The organism is Pseudomonas sp. QLc11A, from assembly GCF_052112305.1.
Classification (GTDB): Bacteria; Pseudomonadota; Gammaproteobacteria; order Pseudomonadales; family Pseudomonadaceae; genus Aquipseudomonas; species Aquipseudomonas laurylsulfatiphila.
Genome location: NZ_JAVAJJ010000001.1, coordinates 39,875 through 55,385 on the forward strand (window position 1 = coordinate 39,875; position 15,511 = coordinate 55,385).

Annotated in this window: 17 protein-coding genes and 1 pseudogene; 7 read left to right on the top strand and 11 right to left on the bottom strand. The window is 59.6% G+C overall.

Features of this window, described 5'->3' with window-relative positions:
* Positions 1-28: 28 nt before the first annotated feature.
* On the top strand, positions 29-547 hold the full coding sequence (locus Q8X48_RS00200; protein WP_407799118.1) for an acyloxyacyl hydrolase: 519 nt from the start codon (positions 29-31) through the stop codon (positions 545-547).
* 132 nt (positions 548-679) lie between these two features.
* On the opposite strand, the gene Q8X48_RS00205 is transcribed toward Q8X48_RS00200, so the two are convergent.
* From Q8X48_RS00205 to Q8X48_RS00235, 7 genes and pseudogenes are all read right to left on the bottom strand, one after another.
* Positions 680-985, bottom strand: a complete 306-nt coding sequence (locus Q8X48_RS00205) for a YkgJ family cysteine cluster protein (protein WP_015096814.1) — start codon at positions 983-985, stop codon at positions 680-682.
* Positions 986-1,084: 99 nt separating this feature from the next.
* The gene (locus Q8X48_RS00210) at positions 1,085-1,867 is read right to left on the bottom strand and encodes an SDR family NAD(P)-dependent oxidoreductase (RefSeq protein ID WP_407799119.1); all 783 of its coding nucleotides are present in this window, start codon (positions 1,865-1,867) and stop codon (positions 1,085-1,087) included.
* Positions 1,864-1,959: pseudogene (locus Q8X48_RS00215) on the bottom strand (transcriptional regulator); the annotation flags it as partial. The pseudogene Q8X48_RS00215 and the gene Q8X48_RS00210, both read right to left, overlap by 4 nt.
* 5 nt (positions 1,960-1,964) lie before the next feature.
* A complete protein-coding gene (phrB, locus tag Q8X48_RS00220) occupies positions 1,965-3,407 on the bottom strand; it encodes a deoxyribodipyrimidine photo-lyase (RefSeq protein WP_407799120.1) in 1,443 nt (480 codons plus the stop codon).
* Positions 3,408-3,428: 21 nt separating this feature from the next.
* On the bottom strand, positions 3,429-4,370 hold the full coding sequence (locus tag Q8X48_RS00225) for a MerR family transcriptional regulator (protein WP_126047521.1): 942 nt from the start codon (positions 4,368-4,370) through the stop codon (positions 3,429-3,431).
* A complete protein-coding gene (locus Q8X48_RS00230; RefSeq protein WP_407799121.1) occupies positions 4,370-5,329 on the bottom strand; it encodes a YbgA family protein in 960 nt (319 codons plus the stop codon). The genes Q8X48_RS00225 and Q8X48_RS00230 overlap by 1 nt, the downstream gene beginning before the upstream one ends.
* A 198-nt stretch (positions 5,330-5,527) precedes the next feature.
* The gene (locus Q8X48_RS00235; protein WP_008016642.1) at positions 5,528-6,514 is read right to left on the bottom strand and encodes an NAD(P)/FAD-dependent oxidoreductase; all 987 of its coding nucleotides are present in this window, start codon (positions 6,512-6,514) and stop codon (positions 5,528-5,530) included.
* A 196-nt stretch (positions 6,515-6,710) separates the two neighbouring features.
* Here Q8X48_RS00235 and Q8X48_RS00240 point away from each other — a divergent pair, with 196 nt between their 5' ends.
* Together Q8X48_RS00240 and hemH are read left to right on the top strand one after the other, a co-directional pair.
* A complete protein-coding gene (locus Q8X48_RS00240; RefSeq protein WP_407799122.1) occupies positions 6,711-7,613 on the top strand; it encodes a TIGR01777 family oxidoreductase in 903 nt (300 codons plus the stop codon).
* 13 nt (positions 7,614-7,626) lie between these two features.
* Entirely contained in the window at positions 7,627-8,652 is a 1,026-nt protein-coding gene (hemH, locus tag Q8X48_RS00245; protein ID WP_126047516.1) for a ferrochelatase, read from the top strand.
* 103 nt (positions 8,653-8,755) lie between these two features.
* On the opposite strand, the gene Q8X48_RS00250 is transcribed toward hemH, so the two are convergent.
* On the bottom strand, positions 8,756-10,030 hold the full coding sequence (locus tag Q8X48_RS00250) for a uracil-xanthine permease family protein (protein ID WP_007973857.1): 1,275 nt from the start codon (positions 10,028-10,030) through the stop codon (positions 8,756-8,758).
* Between the two features lie 2 nt (positions 10,031-10,032).
* The gene (gene upp, locus Q8X48_RS00255) at positions 10,033-10,671 is read right to left on the bottom strand and encodes a uracil phosphoribosyltransferase (RefSeq protein WP_007973856.1); all 639 of its coding nucleotides are present in this window, start codon (positions 10,669-10,671) and stop codon (positions 10,033-10,035) included.
* Between the two features lie 166 nt (positions 10,672-10,837).
* Here upp and Q8X48_RS00260 point away from each other — a divergent pair, with 166 nt between their 5' ends.
* The 4 genes from Q8X48_RS00260 (at position 10,838) to Q8X48_RS00275 (ending at position 12,888) form a co-directional block, all read left to right on the top strand.
* Entirely contained in the window at positions 10,838-11,395 is a 558-nt protein-coding gene (locus Q8X48_RS00260) for a hypoxanthine-guanine phosphoribosyltransferase (protein WP_007973854.1), read from the top strand.
* Positions 11,396-11,398: 3 nt separating this feature from the next.
* Positions 11,399-11,872, top strand: a complete 474-nt coding sequence (locus Q8X48_RS00265; RefSeq protein ID WP_407799123.1) for a WbuC family cupin fold metalloprotein — start codon at positions 11,399-11,401, stop codon at positions 11,870-11,872.
* A gap of 179 nt (positions 11,873-12,051) precedes the next feature.
* The gene (locus Q8X48_RS00270) at positions 12,052-12,537 is read left to right on the top strand and encodes a hypothetical protein (RefSeq protein ID WP_407799124.1); all 486 of its coding nucleotides are present in this window, start codon (positions 12,052-12,054) and stop codon (positions 12,535-12,537) included.
* Positions 12,538-12,600: 63 nt separating this feature from the next.
* A complete protein-coding gene (locus Q8X48_RS00275; RefSeq protein ID WP_007973850.1) occupies positions 12,601-12,888 on the top strand; it encodes a PA4642 family protein in 288 nt (95 codons plus the stop codon).
* Positions 12,889-12,995: 107 nt separating this feature from the next.
* On the opposite strand, the gene mqo is transcribed toward Q8X48_RS00275, so the two are convergent.
* Both mqo and Q8X48_RS00285 read right to left on the bottom strand, forming a co-directional pair.
* The gene (gene mqo, locus Q8X48_RS00280; protein ID WP_407799125.1) at positions 12,996-14,504 is read right to left on the bottom strand and encodes a malate dehydrogenase (quinone); all 1,509 of its coding nucleotides are present in this window, start codon (positions 14,502-14,504) and stop codon (positions 12,996-12,998) included.
* A 742-nt stretch (positions 14,505-15,246) separates the two neighbouring features.
* Entirely contained in the window at positions 15,247-15,486 is a 240-nt protein-coding gene (locus Q8X48_RS00285) for a hypothetical protein (RefSeq protein WP_407799126.1), read from the bottom strand.
* Between the last annotated feature and the right edge of the window lie 25 nt (positions 15,487-15,511).

The window sequence follows — 15,511 nt, forward strand, 5'->3', positions numbered from 1 at the left end:
CGAAATCGTTCGGAAAAGGAAGTTTCTAGTGAAGCGACTATTCTGCTTGGCCGCGATTGCGGCCGCATTAATGGGGCACACCTTTACTGTGCAGGCGGCAGGTGTGGAGTTCGCGGTTGGTCAGACCAGCGATTCGACCATGACGTATCGACTGGGCATGCAATTCGACTGGGACCAGAGTTGGTGGCAGAGCGACGTGGGGCGTCTGACCGGTTACTGGGATGGCGCCTACACCTATTGGGAGGGTGACGAGAAATCCAGTAACCACAGCCTGTCGTTCTCGCCTGTGCTCGTCTATGAATTTGCCGGCCAGAACGTCAAACCCTACATCGAGTTCGGGATTGGCGTGGCGGCGTTTGCCAGCACCGAAGTCGAAAGCAGCGATCTGGGCAGCGCCTTCCAGTTTGAAGACCGCTTTGGATTCGGTTTGCGCTTTGCCGGCGGGCATGAAGTCGGGGTTCGTGCGACGCACTATTCCAACGCCGGGATCACCACTCCGAACGATGGTGTAGAGAGTTACGCATTGCATTACACGATGCCGTTGTAAGACGCCACGCGGTACTAAATGTGGGAGCGGGCTTGCTCGCGAAAGCAGTGGATCAGTCGACATTTTAATTGACTGACCTGACGCTTTCGCGAGCAAGCCCGCTCCCACATTTGTTTCAGGGTGAAATTGAATTCAGCGATACGCCGTCGAAATCCCCAGGCGTTCGTCGATGCATTCCGGTGCGCCCATCTCGAACTCCCGGCAGATCAGCGGACGTTTTTCGTAGATGGTGCACATCATCGTGTTGCGATCCAGTGCGGCACACCAGCCGTCGTCCAGACGCAGCATGACTTCCCCGCCCCAGTCATCGGTATCGATGAACCGTTCAGGCACACCCGTGTCGGTGATCAGCATGACTTCGAGCTGGCAGCAGCAGGCTGCGCAGGTCGAGCACGTGACTGCGGGTTCCGCGATTTGCGTATGGGGGATGGTTTTCATGGCGCGCAGTGTAAGGCAGTCACCCGGTGCTGTGTGAAAGGTCTGACGGACGCCCAGGTATCGGCGCGTCCGGGATACCGCTGCCGATGATGGCGATTTTCAGGGTTGGTCCTTGATCGGTGGCTGGCTGCGCACCATGCGTTTGCCGATCTCCAGTTTCACTGGGTCGGGCCGTTTGGAGAGCGGCCAGAGGGCGGCCATGAACGCCGCCGGGAAAGCGATTTCCAGCGGGCGATCCTTGAGCTTTTCGAAGATGTGCCGCGCGGCTTTCTCCACCGGCCAGCTCAAGGGCATGGGCAAGTCGTTTTTCGCCGTCAGCGGCGTTTCGACAGACCCGGGGCTGATCACTGTGAGTTCTATGCCTTCAGGGGCCAGGTCGATGCGCAGGGATTCGAACAGGTAACGCAGCCCGGCCTTTGAGGTGCCATACGCTACTGCCTCGGGCAGCGGCAGGTAAGTTACCGTACTGGCCATGGCCACCATATGGGGTGCGGTGCCGGCACGCAGCAAAGGCAGGGCGGCGTCGATGCAATAGCTACTGGCCAACAGGTTGGTACGCAATACGTGCTCGACAATCGACGCATCGAACTGCTTGGCATCCACGTACTCGCTGGTGCCGGCATTGAGTATCACGGTGTCCAGCGAGCCCCAGTCCTCGGCAATCTGCTCGCCAATCTCGCGCACGGTCTGGCTGTTGGTCAGGTCACCGGCCACCACCAGCACTTGCCCCGGATAGCGTTGCGACAATACTTTCAACTGCGCTACCGAGCGCGAACTGACGGCCAGGTGCGCACCGCTTTTCAGGATTTCTTCGGCCAGGGCCGCACCAATGCCACTGCTGGCACCGGTCAGCCAGTATCGTCGTGAGAGCATACGACTCATCCCAATCTCCTTTTCAGCCAGGCCATTGCCCGGCCCAATACGGGTAGACATTTATAAAGCAAAGCCCCGCCATCAAGGTAGTCCCGGTGGCGGTCATTCATGATCCAACGGCGGCGTATTGCCGTGACGGCAGGTTTTTGAACGCCGTCAACGCTCGCGTGCGGGATGTACTCAAGTCGACGATCGGTGAAGGGTAATCCACCCCACCAAAAAGGCCGCCGAGATTGGCGGGGTTGTGCACGTCTTTTTTATTCAGCCCTGCCAGCTCCGGCAGCCATTGCTTGATGAACACACCTTCGGGATCGAATTTTTCCGATTGGCTCAGCGGGTTGAAGATCCGGAAGTAAGGCGCTGAGTCGGTGCCGGTGGAAGAACTCCATTGCCAGCCACCATTGTTCGCCGCCAGGTCGCCATCGATCAGGTGACGCATGAAAAAGCGTTCGCCTTCGCGCCAGTCGATCAGCAGGTTCTTGGTCAGGAACATCGCCACCACCATGCGCAAGCGGTTGTGCATCCAGCCAGTGGCCAATAGTTGGCGCATGGCGGCGTCGATGATCGGCAAACCGGTGCGCGCCTGTTGCCAGGCGGCCAGTTCATCGGGAGCGTTGCGCCAGGCCAGCGCTTCGGTTTCCGGGCGAAACGCGCGGTGCCGGGACACTCGCGGGTAGCCTACCAGGATGTGTTTGTAGAATTCGCGCCATAGCAGTTCGTTGATCCAGGTGACGGCGCCGGTGTTGCCGCTTTCGAACTCACCCTGATTGCTGTTCAACGCGGCGTGCAGGCATTGGCGAGGAGAAATCACCCCGGCGGCAAGATAGGCCGAGAGCTGACTGGTACCGGGTTTTGCCGGGAAGTCGCGTTCGTTCTGGTAGTGCTCGATCTGCGCTTCGCTAAAGTTGTCGAGGCGACGCCGGGCTTCGGTTTCGCCGGCCGGCCACAGGCTGCGCAGAGGATCACCGGGCGTTGCGAAACCTTCGACGCTCAAGGGGATCGCATCGCTGGCAATGTTCATCGGCGCTTGTTTGTGCGGCGCGCGGACCAGGCTGGGCAGCGCGTGGTGCAGTCGTTCGTAGCAGACTTTGCGGAACTGGCTGAAGACCTGAAAGTAAGTGCCGGTCCGGGTCAGCACGCTTCCGGGCTTGAACAGCAATTGATCGAGGTAGCGGCAAACTTCGATGCCTTCGGCCTGTAGCGCCCGGGCGACCGCAGCATCGCGACGGGACTCGTGAATGCCGTACTCATCATTGAGGTGCAACGCGTCGACCTGCCACTGCCGGCACAGGTTCAGCAGTACGCTGGGCGCGTCATCCCAGCGGGGTGCCTGGCGGATCAGCAGGGGAATGTTCAGTTGAGCCAGTTCACGGCTCAGTTCGCGCAGGTTACGCAGCCAGAAGTCCACTTTGCAGGGCGCATCGTCGTGTTCCAGCCATTGCTCCGGACTCAGCAGGTACACCGCCACGCAGGGGCCACGAGCCGCGGCGGCCGAGAGGGCAGTGTTGTCATGTAGACGCAAGTCGCTGCGCAGCCAGATCAATTGCATAGAGGAATCCACGCGATTCATTTAAATCAGCCCGCGCTGAACGAGTGCCTGATGTGCCGACAATGGATCTTCGGCCAGGTACAAGTCAGCGATCTCGGTGGTACTTGCGGACAACTCGGCGTGGTGGATGCACACCGTTGGTCCGGCAATCATTTTTGGGCAACTGACACCTTTGAAAAGTTTCGGCAGTTGCGCCAGGTTCATGGCCTTGCTGGAGTACAGCAAAACCCCGCGGGGTTGCAGCAGTTCGACCGCCAATGCCAGTTCGCCGACAGGCAGCGGCCCGTCGAAGACCTCCACCGGGCAATCCGCGCTGCTGATCAGCCAGGCCGTGAGCCACAGCTGAGGTTCCATGGGCAGGTCCGAGTGGTTGATCAACAGCATTGGCGCGGTGCGCAACTGACGATTGTCATGGTAGATGCGTGCGCCGAATTTGCTGCGTAGCCAGGCACAAAAAAAGCCCCGTTCCATCTGTGCACCGAATTGGCCTTGCCAGCGCTGCTCCAGAGCGGCCAGCAATGGCATCAGCAATTGCTCGCACAGGGTTCGCGGCGGATACAGCGCCATCGCCTGATTGACGTTGTCATCCAGGGCGCGTTCCTGCAATCCGCTGACCGCCTGCAGCAACGTTAGCTGCAAGGTGTGCCAATCGTTGTCGACGGACTCGCTGAATATCTGCGGCGTATCGAGCAATTCCTTGACCTGGCTGACGGCGACGCCACGGTTGAGCCAAGTGAGGATAGCCTGGATGCGTTGTACATGATCGGCCGAGAACAGCCGATGCCCCTTGGGGGTGCGTTGCGGCACGATCAGACCGTAGCGCCGCTCCCAGGCGCGCAGGGTCACGGCATTGACGCCGGTCAGGCGCGCCACTTCGCGGATCGGCAGCCAGCCTTCGTCCAGCGCTTTTTTAAAGTCATCGCCGAGGTCTTCGCGGGCGCTGGTGTCGAGTGTTTTTTTCATCAGATAGCGTTTCGCAGGCTGAGGTTTTCCGGGTGCGGTTGCAGATAGACCTGCTGTGCGATGTACGGATCGGGGTGTTGGCGAAAGTGATGTTTGAGCAGCGTCAGCGGCACCACCAGCGGCACGATGCCTTGGTGGTACTGGCTGATCAGCTGTTGCACTTCCTGCTTGTCTTCGCGGCTGATGGCCTGTTTCAGGTAACCGCTGATGTGTTGCAGGACGTTGGTATGGGTGCGGCGGGTGGCGCACTTTTTCAACGCCGCCATCATTTCGCTGAAATAGCGGGGGCCCAGTTCCTGCGGATCGTTTTTGCCCATGCTGCCCAGCAGGTGGCCCAGGGCTTTGTATTGCACCGGGTTGTGGGCCATCAGCAGGTATTTGTAGCGTGAGTGAAAGTCCGTGAGGCCGCGCCGGGTCAGGCCTTCCTGGCGTAGCTGCTGCCAGGCACTGTAGGCGAATACGCGGGTGAGGAAGTTTTCCCGAAGCACCGGATCGTTGAGTCGGCCGTCTTCCTCCACCGGCAAGTCCGGATGCAGCAGGCAGAAGGCCCGGGCGTAGATCCCGCGACCGCCACTGTCCGCTCGTGTGCCGTTGGTGTGGTAGACCTTGACCCGCTCCAGGCCGCAGGACGGGGAATTTTGCATGAAGATATAACCGCAAATATCCCCCAGCTGCGCTGCCATGTCCCGGCCGTAGTTGGCCAGCGGTTGTGTCACGTTCAGGTTGTGATCCAGGGTTCCCACGGCTTCGGGTTGATCGGCACCACTCACCAGTCGAATCGGTTGGCGGGGTACGCCGAGGCCGATGGCCACTTCCGGGCAGACCGGGATGAAATCGAAATAATCAGTGAGGGTACGGCTGCACAGCCGCGATTCCTTGTGCCCGCCGTTGAAGCGCACATCGAGTCCCATCAGGCAGGCGCTGATGGCTATTTTCGGTTTGACGGGGGCGTGGGACATCGGAACACCTCGAATCTGAACCTGTACAAACATTTGCGTCTGTACAAGATAACTTCATCATAGATTCGAAGTTGTACAAGTCAAATTTTTTGTATAGGTTTTTTCGAGCAATGCCCCTGTAGGAGCTGCCGAAGGCTGCGATCTTTTGATCTTGAAAAACAAAATCAAAAGATCGCAGCCTTCGGCAGCTCCTACGGTTCATTGCAGGTGTTCATGCAAGCGGCGGGCGGCTTCCTGACCGCTTAGCCAGGCACCTTCGACACGTCCGGACAGACACCAGTCGCCACAGGCGTACAGCCCCAGGTCGGCATCGGCCAGGGTGCCCCATTCGTGACTGCTGGCGGGGCGGGCGTAGAGCCAGCGGTGGGCGAGGCTGAAGCTCGGCGCCGGCATGGAATCGTGCAGCAGTTCGGCAAACGCGCCGTGCAACTGTTCGATCACCGCTTCCTTGGGCAGGTCGATGTGTTGCCGGCTCCAGGCACTCGTGGCGTGCAGCACCCAGGTGTCGAGGGTGTTGTCGCGCCCGGGTTTGCTGCGGTTGCGGGCCAGCCAGTCGAGTGGGCTGTCTTGTACGAAGCAGCCTTCCATGGGCGTTTCCAGCGGCGTTTCGAAGGCCAGGGCAATGGCCCAGGTCGGGTCCATTTTCACCCCGGCGGCGGCCCCCGCGAGTTTTGGCGCCGATGCCAGCAGAGCCGTGGCCTGTGGCGCGGGCGTGGCGATGACGACGTGGCTGAACGGTCCGTGGGTGAAGCCCTCGGCGTCCTGCAGATGCCAGTGTTCTTCCCCGCGATAGACCTCGGTGATCCGGCAGGCGAAGTGCACTTCCAGATCACCGAGCAGGGCGCGAGTGATTGCACTCATGCGGGGCGTGCCGACCCAACGGGTCTGCTCGTCCGGCGACAGGTTGAGCTGACCGCCATGGTAGGTGTACAGCTGCGGCGTCCACTCGGCGACCCAGCCTCTGGCCTGCCAGCGCTGGACTTCCGTGACAAAGCGGCGGTCGCGGGCGGTGAAGTACTGCGCGCCCATGTCGAGAGCACCCGCATCGCTGCGCTTGCTCGACATACGCCCGCCGCTACCGCGGCTTTTATCGAAAAGTTGAACCACGTGCCCGAGGTCCGTCAGGGCCTGGGCGGCGGAGAGTCCGGCAATGCCGGTGCCGATGATTGCGATAGGTACAGTCATAGGGGCCTCGTTTACCTTTCTGTACAGACTACGCCGGGGTTCAAACCTGTACAATATTGTTTTTTGGTATAACTTTTAGCGTTCTCGTTCTGACAGCTTGGCCTATTGTTAACCATAGAGCCTGCTCGATACCAAAGATCCCTGCTTATAAAAATAGACTAGTGGACAGGGTAAAACGCCACGCGAGGAAGAAGTCATGCACATATTGCTGACCGGCGGTACTGGTTTGATAGGACGTCAGCTCTGCCGGCACTGGTCCGGGCAGGGCCATCGCCTGACAGTCTGGAGTCGCAAGCCTGAAAAAGTCGCGAAAACATGTGGTGCCCAAGTGCGTGGAATTGCCCGATTGGAGGATCTGGGGCAGGAACCGGTGGATGCGATCGTCAATCTGGCCGGTGCGCCGATTGCCGACCGGCCCTGGACGCACAAGCGTAAAGCCTTGTTGTGGAGCAGTCGGATCACGCTGACTGAAACCCTGCTGGCGTGGCTTGAGAGTCGCGAGCAGAAACCCCGGGTGTTGATTTCCGGCTCGGCTGTCGGCTGGTATGGCGACGGTGGCGAACGCGAACTGACAGAGGACTCGGGGCCGGTCAGTGAGGACTTTGCCAGCCAGCTATGCATCGCCTGGGAAGAAACCGCGCAACGGGCTGAAGCGCTGGGCATTCGCGTCATCCTCATTCGAACCGGGTTGGTGCTGTCGGCCGAGGGCGGCTTTTTGTCGCGGCTGTTACTGCCCTTCAAGCTGGGGCTGGGGGGGCCGATTGGCAACGGCCGGCAATGGATGCCATGGGTTCATATCGACGATCAAATCGCTCTGATTGATTTTCTTCTGCATCGCAACGAGGCCAGCGGTCCCTATAATGCGTGCGCACCCAAACCGGTGCGCAACCGCGAGTTTGCCAAGACGTTAGGCAGCGTACTGCATCGCCCGGCATTCATGCCGATGCCGGCCTTCGCCTTGAAGGTCGGGCTGGGCGAGTTGTCCTTGCTGTTGCTGGGCGGCCAACGGGCCACGCCGGTTCGCTTGTTACAGGCGGGTTTCACTTTTCAGTTCACGGATTTGCGCGCGGCTCTGGATGATCTGTCCGCTCGCCTTTGAAATAGGATGTTGCATGACCGATCACGCGTTGCTTCTGGTCAACCTGGGCTCACCTGCCTCCACCTCGGTGGCGGATGTGCGCAGCTACCTCAATCAATTTCTGATGGACCCGTACGTGATCGACCTGCCATGGCCGGTGCGGCGCTTGCTGGTGTCGCTGATCCTGATCAAGCGTCCCGAGCAGTCGGCCCATGCCTATGCCTCGATCTGGTGGGACGAAGGCTCGCCACTGGTGGTGCTCAGCCGTCGCCTGCAACAAGCCATGACTGCCCAATGGCAACATGGCCCGGTCGAGCTGGCGATGCGTTACGGCGAGCCATCGATCGAGTCGACGCTGGTGCGCATGGCTGCGGCGGGGCACAAGCGGATAACCCTGGCGCCGCTTTATCCACAGTTCGCCGACAGCACCACCACCACGGTGATTGAAGAAGCCAAGCGCGTGCTGCGCGAAAAAGGACTCGACCTGCAATTGTCGATTCTTCAGCCGTTTTATGATCAACCGGAGTACCTCGATGCATTGGTCGCCAGTGCGCGGCCTCATTTGCAGCAGGATTACGATCACTTGTTGCTGAGCTTTCATGGATTGCCGGAGCGGCATCTGACCAAGCTCGATCCGACGGGCAAGCATTGCTTCAAGAATGAGGATTGCTGCAAGAACGCATCGCCAGTAGTTTTGGCCACCTGCTATCGCGCGCAATGCCTGCGTACGGCATCGGAGTTTGCCAAGCGCATGGGCTTGCCGGACGGCAAGTGGTCGGTGTCATTCCAGTCGCGCCTGGGACGCGCCAAATGGATCGAACCCTACACCGAGGCGCGCCTCGATGAGTTGGCTAAAAGCGGCGTGAAAAAAATTCTGGTGATGTGCCCGGCGTTCGTTGCCGATTGCATCGAGACCCTGGAAGAGATCGGTGATCGCGGCAAGGAGCAATTCCGCGAGGCGGGGGGAGAGGAGTTGGTGCTGGTGCCGTGCCTCAACGACGACCCGCATTGGGCGCGGGCGTTGAGTGCGTTGTGCGAGCGCGCGCCGTTGGCGCTTTAAAAGCTTCGCGAGCAGGCTCGCTCCCACAGGGGAATGCATTCCAGACTGTGGGAGCGAGCCTGCTCGCGAAAGCTATTTCATTAACAACAAAGCTCTTGAAGCATTACAGCAACGGCTCATTCGCCTTCTTGTGTTTCCAGCTGTCATTGCCCGGCAGGATCAGGTTCAAGCCAATCGCCACCACCGCGCACAGCGCGATGCCTTTGAGGCCGAAGTCGTCCGGCCCCGTGCCGGTGCCGATCAGTACACCGCCGATCCCGAACACCAGGGTCACCGACACAATCACCAGATTGCGCGCCTCGCCCAGATCGATCTTGTGGCGGATCAGTGTGTTCATCCCCACCGCGGCGATCGAACCGAACAGCAGGCACAGAATCCCGCCCATCACCGGCACTGGAATGCTTTGCAGCAGCGCACCGAACTTGCCGATGAACGCCAGGCTGATGGCGAAGATCGCCGCCCAGGTCATGATTTTCGGGTTGTAGTTTTTGGTCAGCATGACCGCGCCGGTCACTTCGGCGTAGGTGGTGTTGGGCGGGCCGCCAAACAGACCGGCCGCCGTGGTGGCAATGCCGTCGCCGAGCAGGGTGCGGTGCAGGCCGGGCTTCTTCAGGTAATCACGACCGGTCACGCTACCCACGGCAATCACACCGCCGATGTGTTCGATGGCCGGAGCCAATGCCACCGGTACGATGAACAGGATCGCCTGCCAGTTGAATTCCGGCGCGGTGAAGTGCGGGATGGCGAACCAGGGTGCCGCAGCGATCTTCGCGGTATCGACCACGCCGAAGTAGAACGACATGCCAAAGCCCACCAGCACGCCGGAGATGATCGGCACCAGGCGGAAGATGCCCTTGCCGAAAACCGCAACGATCAGCGTGGTCAGCAGTGCAGGCATCGAGATCATCATCGCCGTCTGGTAATGAATCAATTCACTGCCGTCACCGGCCTTGCCCATGGCCATGTTGGCGGCGATCGGTGCCATTGCCAGGCCAATCGAAATGATCACCGGCCCGATCACCACTGGCGGCAGCAGGCGGTCGATGAAACCGGTGCCTTTGATTTTCACTGCGAGGCCGAGGAAGGTATAGACGAATCCCGCCGCCATCACGCCGCCCATGGTCGCGGCCAGACCGAACTGGCCCTTGGCGAGAATGATCGGGGTAATGAAGGCAAAGCTCGATGCCAGGAACACCGGCACCTGGCGCCCGGTGACGATCTGGAACAGGATCGTCCCCAGGCCGGCCGTGAACAGCGCCACGTTCGGGTCGAGACCGGTGATCAGCGGCATCAACACCAGGGCGCCGAAGGCCACGAACAGCATCTGTGCACCCGACAGTACCGTGCGCCAGAGCGGATCGTTGAACTCTTGCTGCATGGTCACGCGTCCTTCTGCTTGGTGCCGAAGATCTTGTCACCGGCATCGCCCAGCCCCGGGATGATGTAGCCGTGTTCGTTCAGTTTTTGATCAATGGACGCGGTATAGATGATCACGTCCGGGTGAGCCTTCTCGACCACGGCGATGCCTTCTGGCGCAGCGACCAGCACCATGGCACGGATGTCCTTGCAGCCGGCTTTTTTCAGCAGGTCGATGGTTGCAACCATCGAGCCGCCGGTGGCGAGCATCGGGTCGATGATCATGGCCAGGCGTTCGTCGATTTCCGGCACCAGCTTCTCGAGGTAGGTGTGGGCCTCGAGGGTTTCCTCGTTGCGGGCCACACCCACGGCGCTGACTTTGGCGCCCGGGATCAGGCTGAGCACGCCTTCGAGCATGCCGATGCCGGCGCGCAGGATCGGCACCACGGTAATTTTCTTGCCGGCGATTTTCTCGACCGACACAGTGCCGCACCAGCCATCGATATCGTAGGATTCCAGCGGCAGGTCTTTGGTGGCTTCATAGGTCAACAGGGCACCGACTTCCTGAGCGAGCTCACGGAAATTCTTGGTGCTGATGTCTGCGCGGCGCATTAGGCCAAGTTTATGACGGATCAGCGGGTGGCGGATCTCATGGATGGGCATGGGGAAAGGCTCCGGCGGCGGGCAAAAAAACCGGCCTAGATTAATCTATCCGAGGGTGTTGTCCTATAGACATACAGTACGTTAGTCCACAAACGCTTGATCTGGCCTCGCTTGATGCGTACCTTTGCCCGCTTTTCCTGAATCCGCCATCCCCCTGGAGAGCACCATGTCTGCTGATCTCGAGCATATCCGTCAAATCATGCGAGAGGCTGACTGCCTGTACACCGAAGCTGAAGTCGAGGCGGCCATCGCCCGCGTCGGTGCACAAATCAACGATCAACTGGCGGATTCCAACCCGGTGGTGTTCTGCGTGATGAACGGCGGGCTGATTTTCTCCGGCAAGCTGCTGACCTATCTGCACTTCCCGCTGGAAGCGTCCTACCTGCACGCTACCCGTTATCGCAACGAAACCAGCGGTGGCGACCTGTTCTGGAAGGCCAAGCCGGAAGTTTCCTTCATCGACCGTGATGTGTTGATCATCGACGACATCCTCGACGAAGGTCACACCCTGGGCGCGATCATCGACTTCTGTAAGCACGCTGGCGCACGTAAAGTGCACACCGCCGTGCTGATCGATAAAGACCACGACCGCAAGGCCCGTCCGGACCTCAAGGCCGATTTCGTCGGTCTGCCGTGCGTCGACCGCTACATCTTCGGTTACGGTATGGACTACAAAGGCTACTGGCGTAACGCCAACGGGATTTTCGCCGTTAAAGGAATGTAAGACATGGATACGCCGCGTTTTCTGGATCAGACCTTGTTCGCCGAGCTGGCCGGGAAAGCCGCGGCCAATCCTCGCGGGCGCCAGCATCACAATTTTCATCAGATGGAAGACGCTTGCCATCGCATGGCGGTGGGGCTGCAGCCGTCCACCTATATCCCGCCTCACCGGCACTTGGGTGACAACAAGGCCGAAACCCTGTTGGTCCTCAAGGGACGGCTGGGCGTGTTGATCTTTGACGAGACCGGCATGGTGCTGAGCAAGACCGTGCTCGAGGCCGGTGGCGACTGTGTTGGCGTGGACCTGCCAACCGGTGTGTTCCACGGTCTGGTGGTGCTGGAGACCGACAGCCTGATGTTCGAATGCAAGGCCGGTCCTTACCGTCCGGTCGGTGAAGGCGAACTGGCGCACTGGGCTCCGCGCGAAGGCGAGCCTGGTGTTGCCGAGTATCATGCCTGGATGCACGCGCAGTTCGATTGATATGCGCTACCTGTAGGAGCGAGCTTGCTCGCGATGGGCGTTAACGATAACGCGTGTTTACTGGCTAAACGCGGCGTTCTTGAGTGCATCGCGAGCAAGCTCGCTCCTACAGGGGGGGCGATGTTCACGTTTTTTTTACGCCCATGCTAGAGTGCCCGGCCCCGATTCCGGAGCCTGCCATGAACCCTTTTATCCGCAGCTGCGCCGCCTTGTTGCTGAGCCTCAGCCTGCCTCTGGCCGCCGCCCCGGCGCCCATGCACAGCCAATTCCTGCCGCCGGACGACCTCACTCTGCGCGCTGCTGATCCCGAGCAGCAGCAACTGATGCAGGTCACCGATTATTCGGTGGTGGTCGGCGCTCAGCGTCAATCCACTCAACAGCCGATTCCGGTCACTTCGCCGTTGCTGATTCGTCTCAAGGGCAAATCCCTGAACAAGGGCGCTACCATCAGTCGGGTACTGGTCAATTTCGATGGTGAAAGCAAAAGCCTGAAGAAGCCGGTTTACGACGAGCCGAGCAAGACTCTGACCCTCTATTACCCGCTGGCGCAATACCGGGTGGTGATCGATTTGCTGCGCAACGACACGGTGTATTGCCAGTTTCTCAGCTACGCCAATGGCCATGTCTGGGCCGATCTGCATACCGGCAGCAATCGTGTGCGTTGAGCCCTGTGCCTGCGCGGGGGTAAACTGCCCGCCCCGTGAAATGTCTGCGAGCTGGAGTCGGCAATGCGTAAAGATAAAAAACAAGTGATTGGTGACGAGATCGGCGATGAGCAGATCAAGTTGTTCCTCGATTTCGAGCCGGTCGACGCGACTTCTCCGTCCCTGCACAAACTGGTCAAGGCCTACCGTGGTCTGCGCATCGACGATTTCGAGCGTTTCCTGACGTTCTTCGTCGAAGCCGGTTACGACGTGAATGGCAAGGATGAGCACGGCAATGACTTTGTTGCCCTGATCAAGGATCAGCGCAATGCGCCGGATTACATCGAGTTGATCGAGAAGGTTCGCGGTTAAGATCAGGAGATCGCAGCCTTCGGTAGCCTCCACAAGGAGCGATCTTTCAAAGGCATAAAAAAACGCCCCGCTCTCAATGAGAACGGGGCGTTTTTCATGGGGCCGAATCAAGCGTAGCTTTCGGTCTCGCTGCTGGCTTCAACCAGTTCCAGGGCAACGTTGTTCTGCGTGCTGATCTTGCGATACAGCGCAGCGTCGGTTTCCAGAACTTTCTCCCGGGCCGGGAAGATTTCTGCCAGTTTGCCAGCCCATTCGCCCTTGGCTTTGCTCGGGAAGCATTTCTCGATCAGCTCGAGCATGATCGAAACAGTCACCGATGCACCAGGCGAAGCACCGAGCAGTGCAGCAAGGGAACCGTCCTTGGCCGCGACCAGTTCGGTACCGAATTGCAGGATGCCGCCTTTTTTCGGGTCTTTCTTGATGATCTGCACCCGTTGGCCGGCCACTTCCAGGCGCCAGTCTTCGGCTTTCGCCTCCGGGTAGAAGCGACGCAGGGATTCCAGGCGCTGCTCCATGGACTGCATCACTTCGCTGACCAGGTACTTGGTCAGGTCCATGTTGTTTTTTGCCACGGCCAGCATCGGGCCGATGTTGCCGGCGCGAACCGACAGCGGCAGGTCCATGAAGGAGCCGTGCTTGAGGAACTTGGTGGTGAAGCCAGCGTACGGTCCGAACAGCAGGGACTTCTTGCCATCGACCACGCGGGTGTCCAGGTGCGGCACGGACATTGGCGGTGAGCCTACGGCTGCCTGGCTGTAGACCTTGGCCTGGTGGTGCTTGACCACTTCCGGGTTGTCGCAGCGCAGCCACTGGCCGCTGATCGGGAAGCCGCCGAAGCCTTTGCTCTCTTCGATGCCCGAGGCTTGCAGCAGTGGCAGTGCCGCGCCACCAGCGCCGAGGAAGACGAATTTGGCGTCGACTTCACGGGTGTTGCCGCTGTTGACGTCCTTGATGCTGACGGTCCAGCCGCCGTTGCTGCGCTTGAGGCCGGTCACGCGCTTGCAGTACTTGACCTGGGCATCGGGTGCGCTGGTCAGGTGCTTGAGCAACTGGTTGGTCAAGGCGCCGAAGTTGACGTCGGTACCATTGATCACGCGGGTGGCGGCAAGGGTTTCGCCGGGGTCGCGCCCAGGCATCATCAATGGCATCCACTCTGCCATTGTCGCCTTGTCTTCGGTGTATTCCATGTCGGCGAAGGCGTGGTGCTTGCTCAGCACCTTGAAGCGTTCCTTGAGGAAGGACACGCCGCTGTCGCCCTGCACGAAACTCAGGTGTGGCACCGGGCTGATAAACGATTTGCACGAGCCGAACGTGCCTTTTTTGGTCAGGTACGACCAGAACTGTTTCGACACCTCGAACTGGGTGTTGATGTGCACGGCTTTCTTGATGTCGACGGCGCCATCGGCTGCCTGCGGCGTGTAGTTGAGCTCACACAGCCCGGCGTGACCGGTACCGGCGTTGTTCCACGGGTTGGAACTCTCCGCGGCACCGGAATCCATCAGCTCGACGACTTCCAGCTTGATCGCGGGGTCGAGCTCTTTGAGCAGGACTGCAAGGGTGGCACTCATGATGCCGGCCCCAACCAGTACTACGTCGACTGCTTCGTTATGCGCCATTTAACGCGTCTCCAAAATCTGCAGCACCAAATTGTCGGCATGGCTGCCAGGTGTTCCGGGGCGTGTCAGTGTGGCCCCAAGGTATCCATGGCAGTATCGCCATGTCCGAATCTTCGCAATTTATCGCAACTTCGACGGACGCTACCTGCCGGGTCTAATAAGAGCCCTATGGACTCATTTCAACGTGCGACTGGCAATTCGACTTATGGTCGATACATCCGTTTGTGCAACCAAATCCGTAGCGGACAGGCTTCAGGCTCCGGTGTTCGAGGAATACTCGGTCCTGTGTCGTTGGGCTGTTGTAGACGCTAATGGTGCATGTTCAGACGCAAAACTATTCATTTGCTCGCCACACTCTTGTGAAGTTGTGAAAACCCGTTTTTTTCACGCTCTTTTGAAGACGTGAACCTCAAAAAGGGCTGTCCCAGCCTGGCACCGTGCCCGGGTGGATTGCCGCCATGGGATACAGGGCAGGCAAAAACGGGCAAACAGCTCAGTGACCGAGCGTAATGACAGCTCTGCAGATTCGCGAAAAGTGGAGGTTTTGCTCAACAAAACAGCAAGCGCGCCAGCTTCACTCGATCTGTGTGGGCGGCTCTCTGTGGGCGGAGCGGGGTGTCAACACAAGTGCATTGACGATGCTGCGAGGCCCGATCAGGAGACGTCCTTATAATCGGGGGGAGATTGTATCTAAGAAACGCAGGGAAATGGTCGTGTTTTATGACTTTTATTAGGTGTTTGGTCAGGTCGTCAGCAGTTGCTGTGCACGCGAGTGTGGCTGACGCGGTTGCGAGGCGACGCGGGCGCCGGCCGGCAGTGGCTGATTCAGCCAGTTCAGGCGGATTTCCTCGATTTCAACCCAGCCATCTCCCATGGGCTGCAAGCTGCACTGCTTGAAGGCCTGGCAGTGGCCGTTGCGGTCGAGCAGGGCGAAGCAGCGGTGCAACGGGCGTGGCGCGAACAGAGAGATCAGATGGCGCATGGTGAAGTACCGTGTGGGTGCTTGC

Bases quoted from the DNA above. Each gene is read 5' to 3' on its own strand.
- Q8X48_RS00265 (WP_407799123.1), top strand. From the start codon at position 11,399: ATGGATACGCCGCGTTTTCTGGATCAGACCTTGTTCGCCGAGCTGGCC.
- Q8X48_RS00270 (WP_407799124.1), top strand. From the start codon at position 12,052: ATGAACCCTTTTATCCGCAGCTGCGCCGCCTTGTTGCTGAGCCTCAGC.
- Q8X48_RS00260 (WP_007973854.1), top strand. From the start codon at position 10,838: ATGTCTGCTGATCTCGAGCATATCCGTCAAATCATGCGAGAGGCTGAC.
- mqo (WP_407799125.1), bottom strand. From the start codon at position 14,504: ATGGCGCATAACGAAGCAGTCGACGTAGTACTGGTTGGGGCCGGCATC.
- Q8X48_RS00250 (WP_007973857.1), bottom strand. From the start codon at position 10,030: ATGCAGCAAGAGTTCAACGATCCGCTCTGGCGCACGGTACTGTCGGGT.
- upp (WP_007973856.1), bottom strand. From the start codon at position 10,671: ATGCCCATCCATGAGATCCGCCACCCGCTGATCCGTCATAAACTTGGC.
- phrB (WP_407799120.1), bottom strand. From the start codon at position 3,407: ATGCAATTGATCTGGCTGCGCAGCGACTTGCGTCTACATGACAACACT.
- Q8X48_RS00225 (WP_126047521.1), bottom strand. From the start codon at position 4,370: ATGAAAAAAACACTCGACACCAGCGCCCGCGAAGACCTCGGCGATGAC.
- hemH (WP_126047516.1), top strand. From the start codon at position 7,627: ATGACCGATCACGCGTTGCTTCTGGTCAACCTGGGCTCACCTGCCTCC.
- Q8X48_RS00230 (WP_407799121.1), bottom strand. From the start codon at position 5,329: ATGTCCCACGCCCCCGTCAAACCGAAAATAGCCATCAGCGCCTGCCTG.
- Q8X48_RS00210 (WP_407799119.1), bottom strand. From the start codon at position 1,867: ATGAGTCGTATGCTCTCACGACGATACTGGCTGACCGGTGCCAGCAGT.
- Q8X48_RS00285 (WP_407799126.1), bottom strand. From the start codon at position 15,486: ATGCGCCATCTGATCTCTCTGTTCGCGCCACGCCCGTTGCACCGCTGC.
- Q8X48_RS00205 (WP_015096814.1), bottom strand. From the start codon at position 985: ATGAAAACCATCCCCCATACGCAAATCGCGGAACCCGCAGTCACGTGC.
- Q8X48_RS00275 (WP_007973850.1), top strand. From the start codon at position 12,601: ATGCGTAAAGATAAAAAACAAGTGATTGGTGACGAGATCGGCGATGAG.
- Q8X48_RS00235 (WP_008016642.1), bottom strand. From the start codon at position 6,514: ATGACTGTACCTATCGCAATCATCGGCACCGGCATTGCCGGACTCTCC.
- Q8X48_RS00240 (WP_407799122.1), top strand. From the start codon at position 6,711: ATGCACATATTGCTGACCGGCGGTACTGGTTTGATAGGACGTCAGCTC.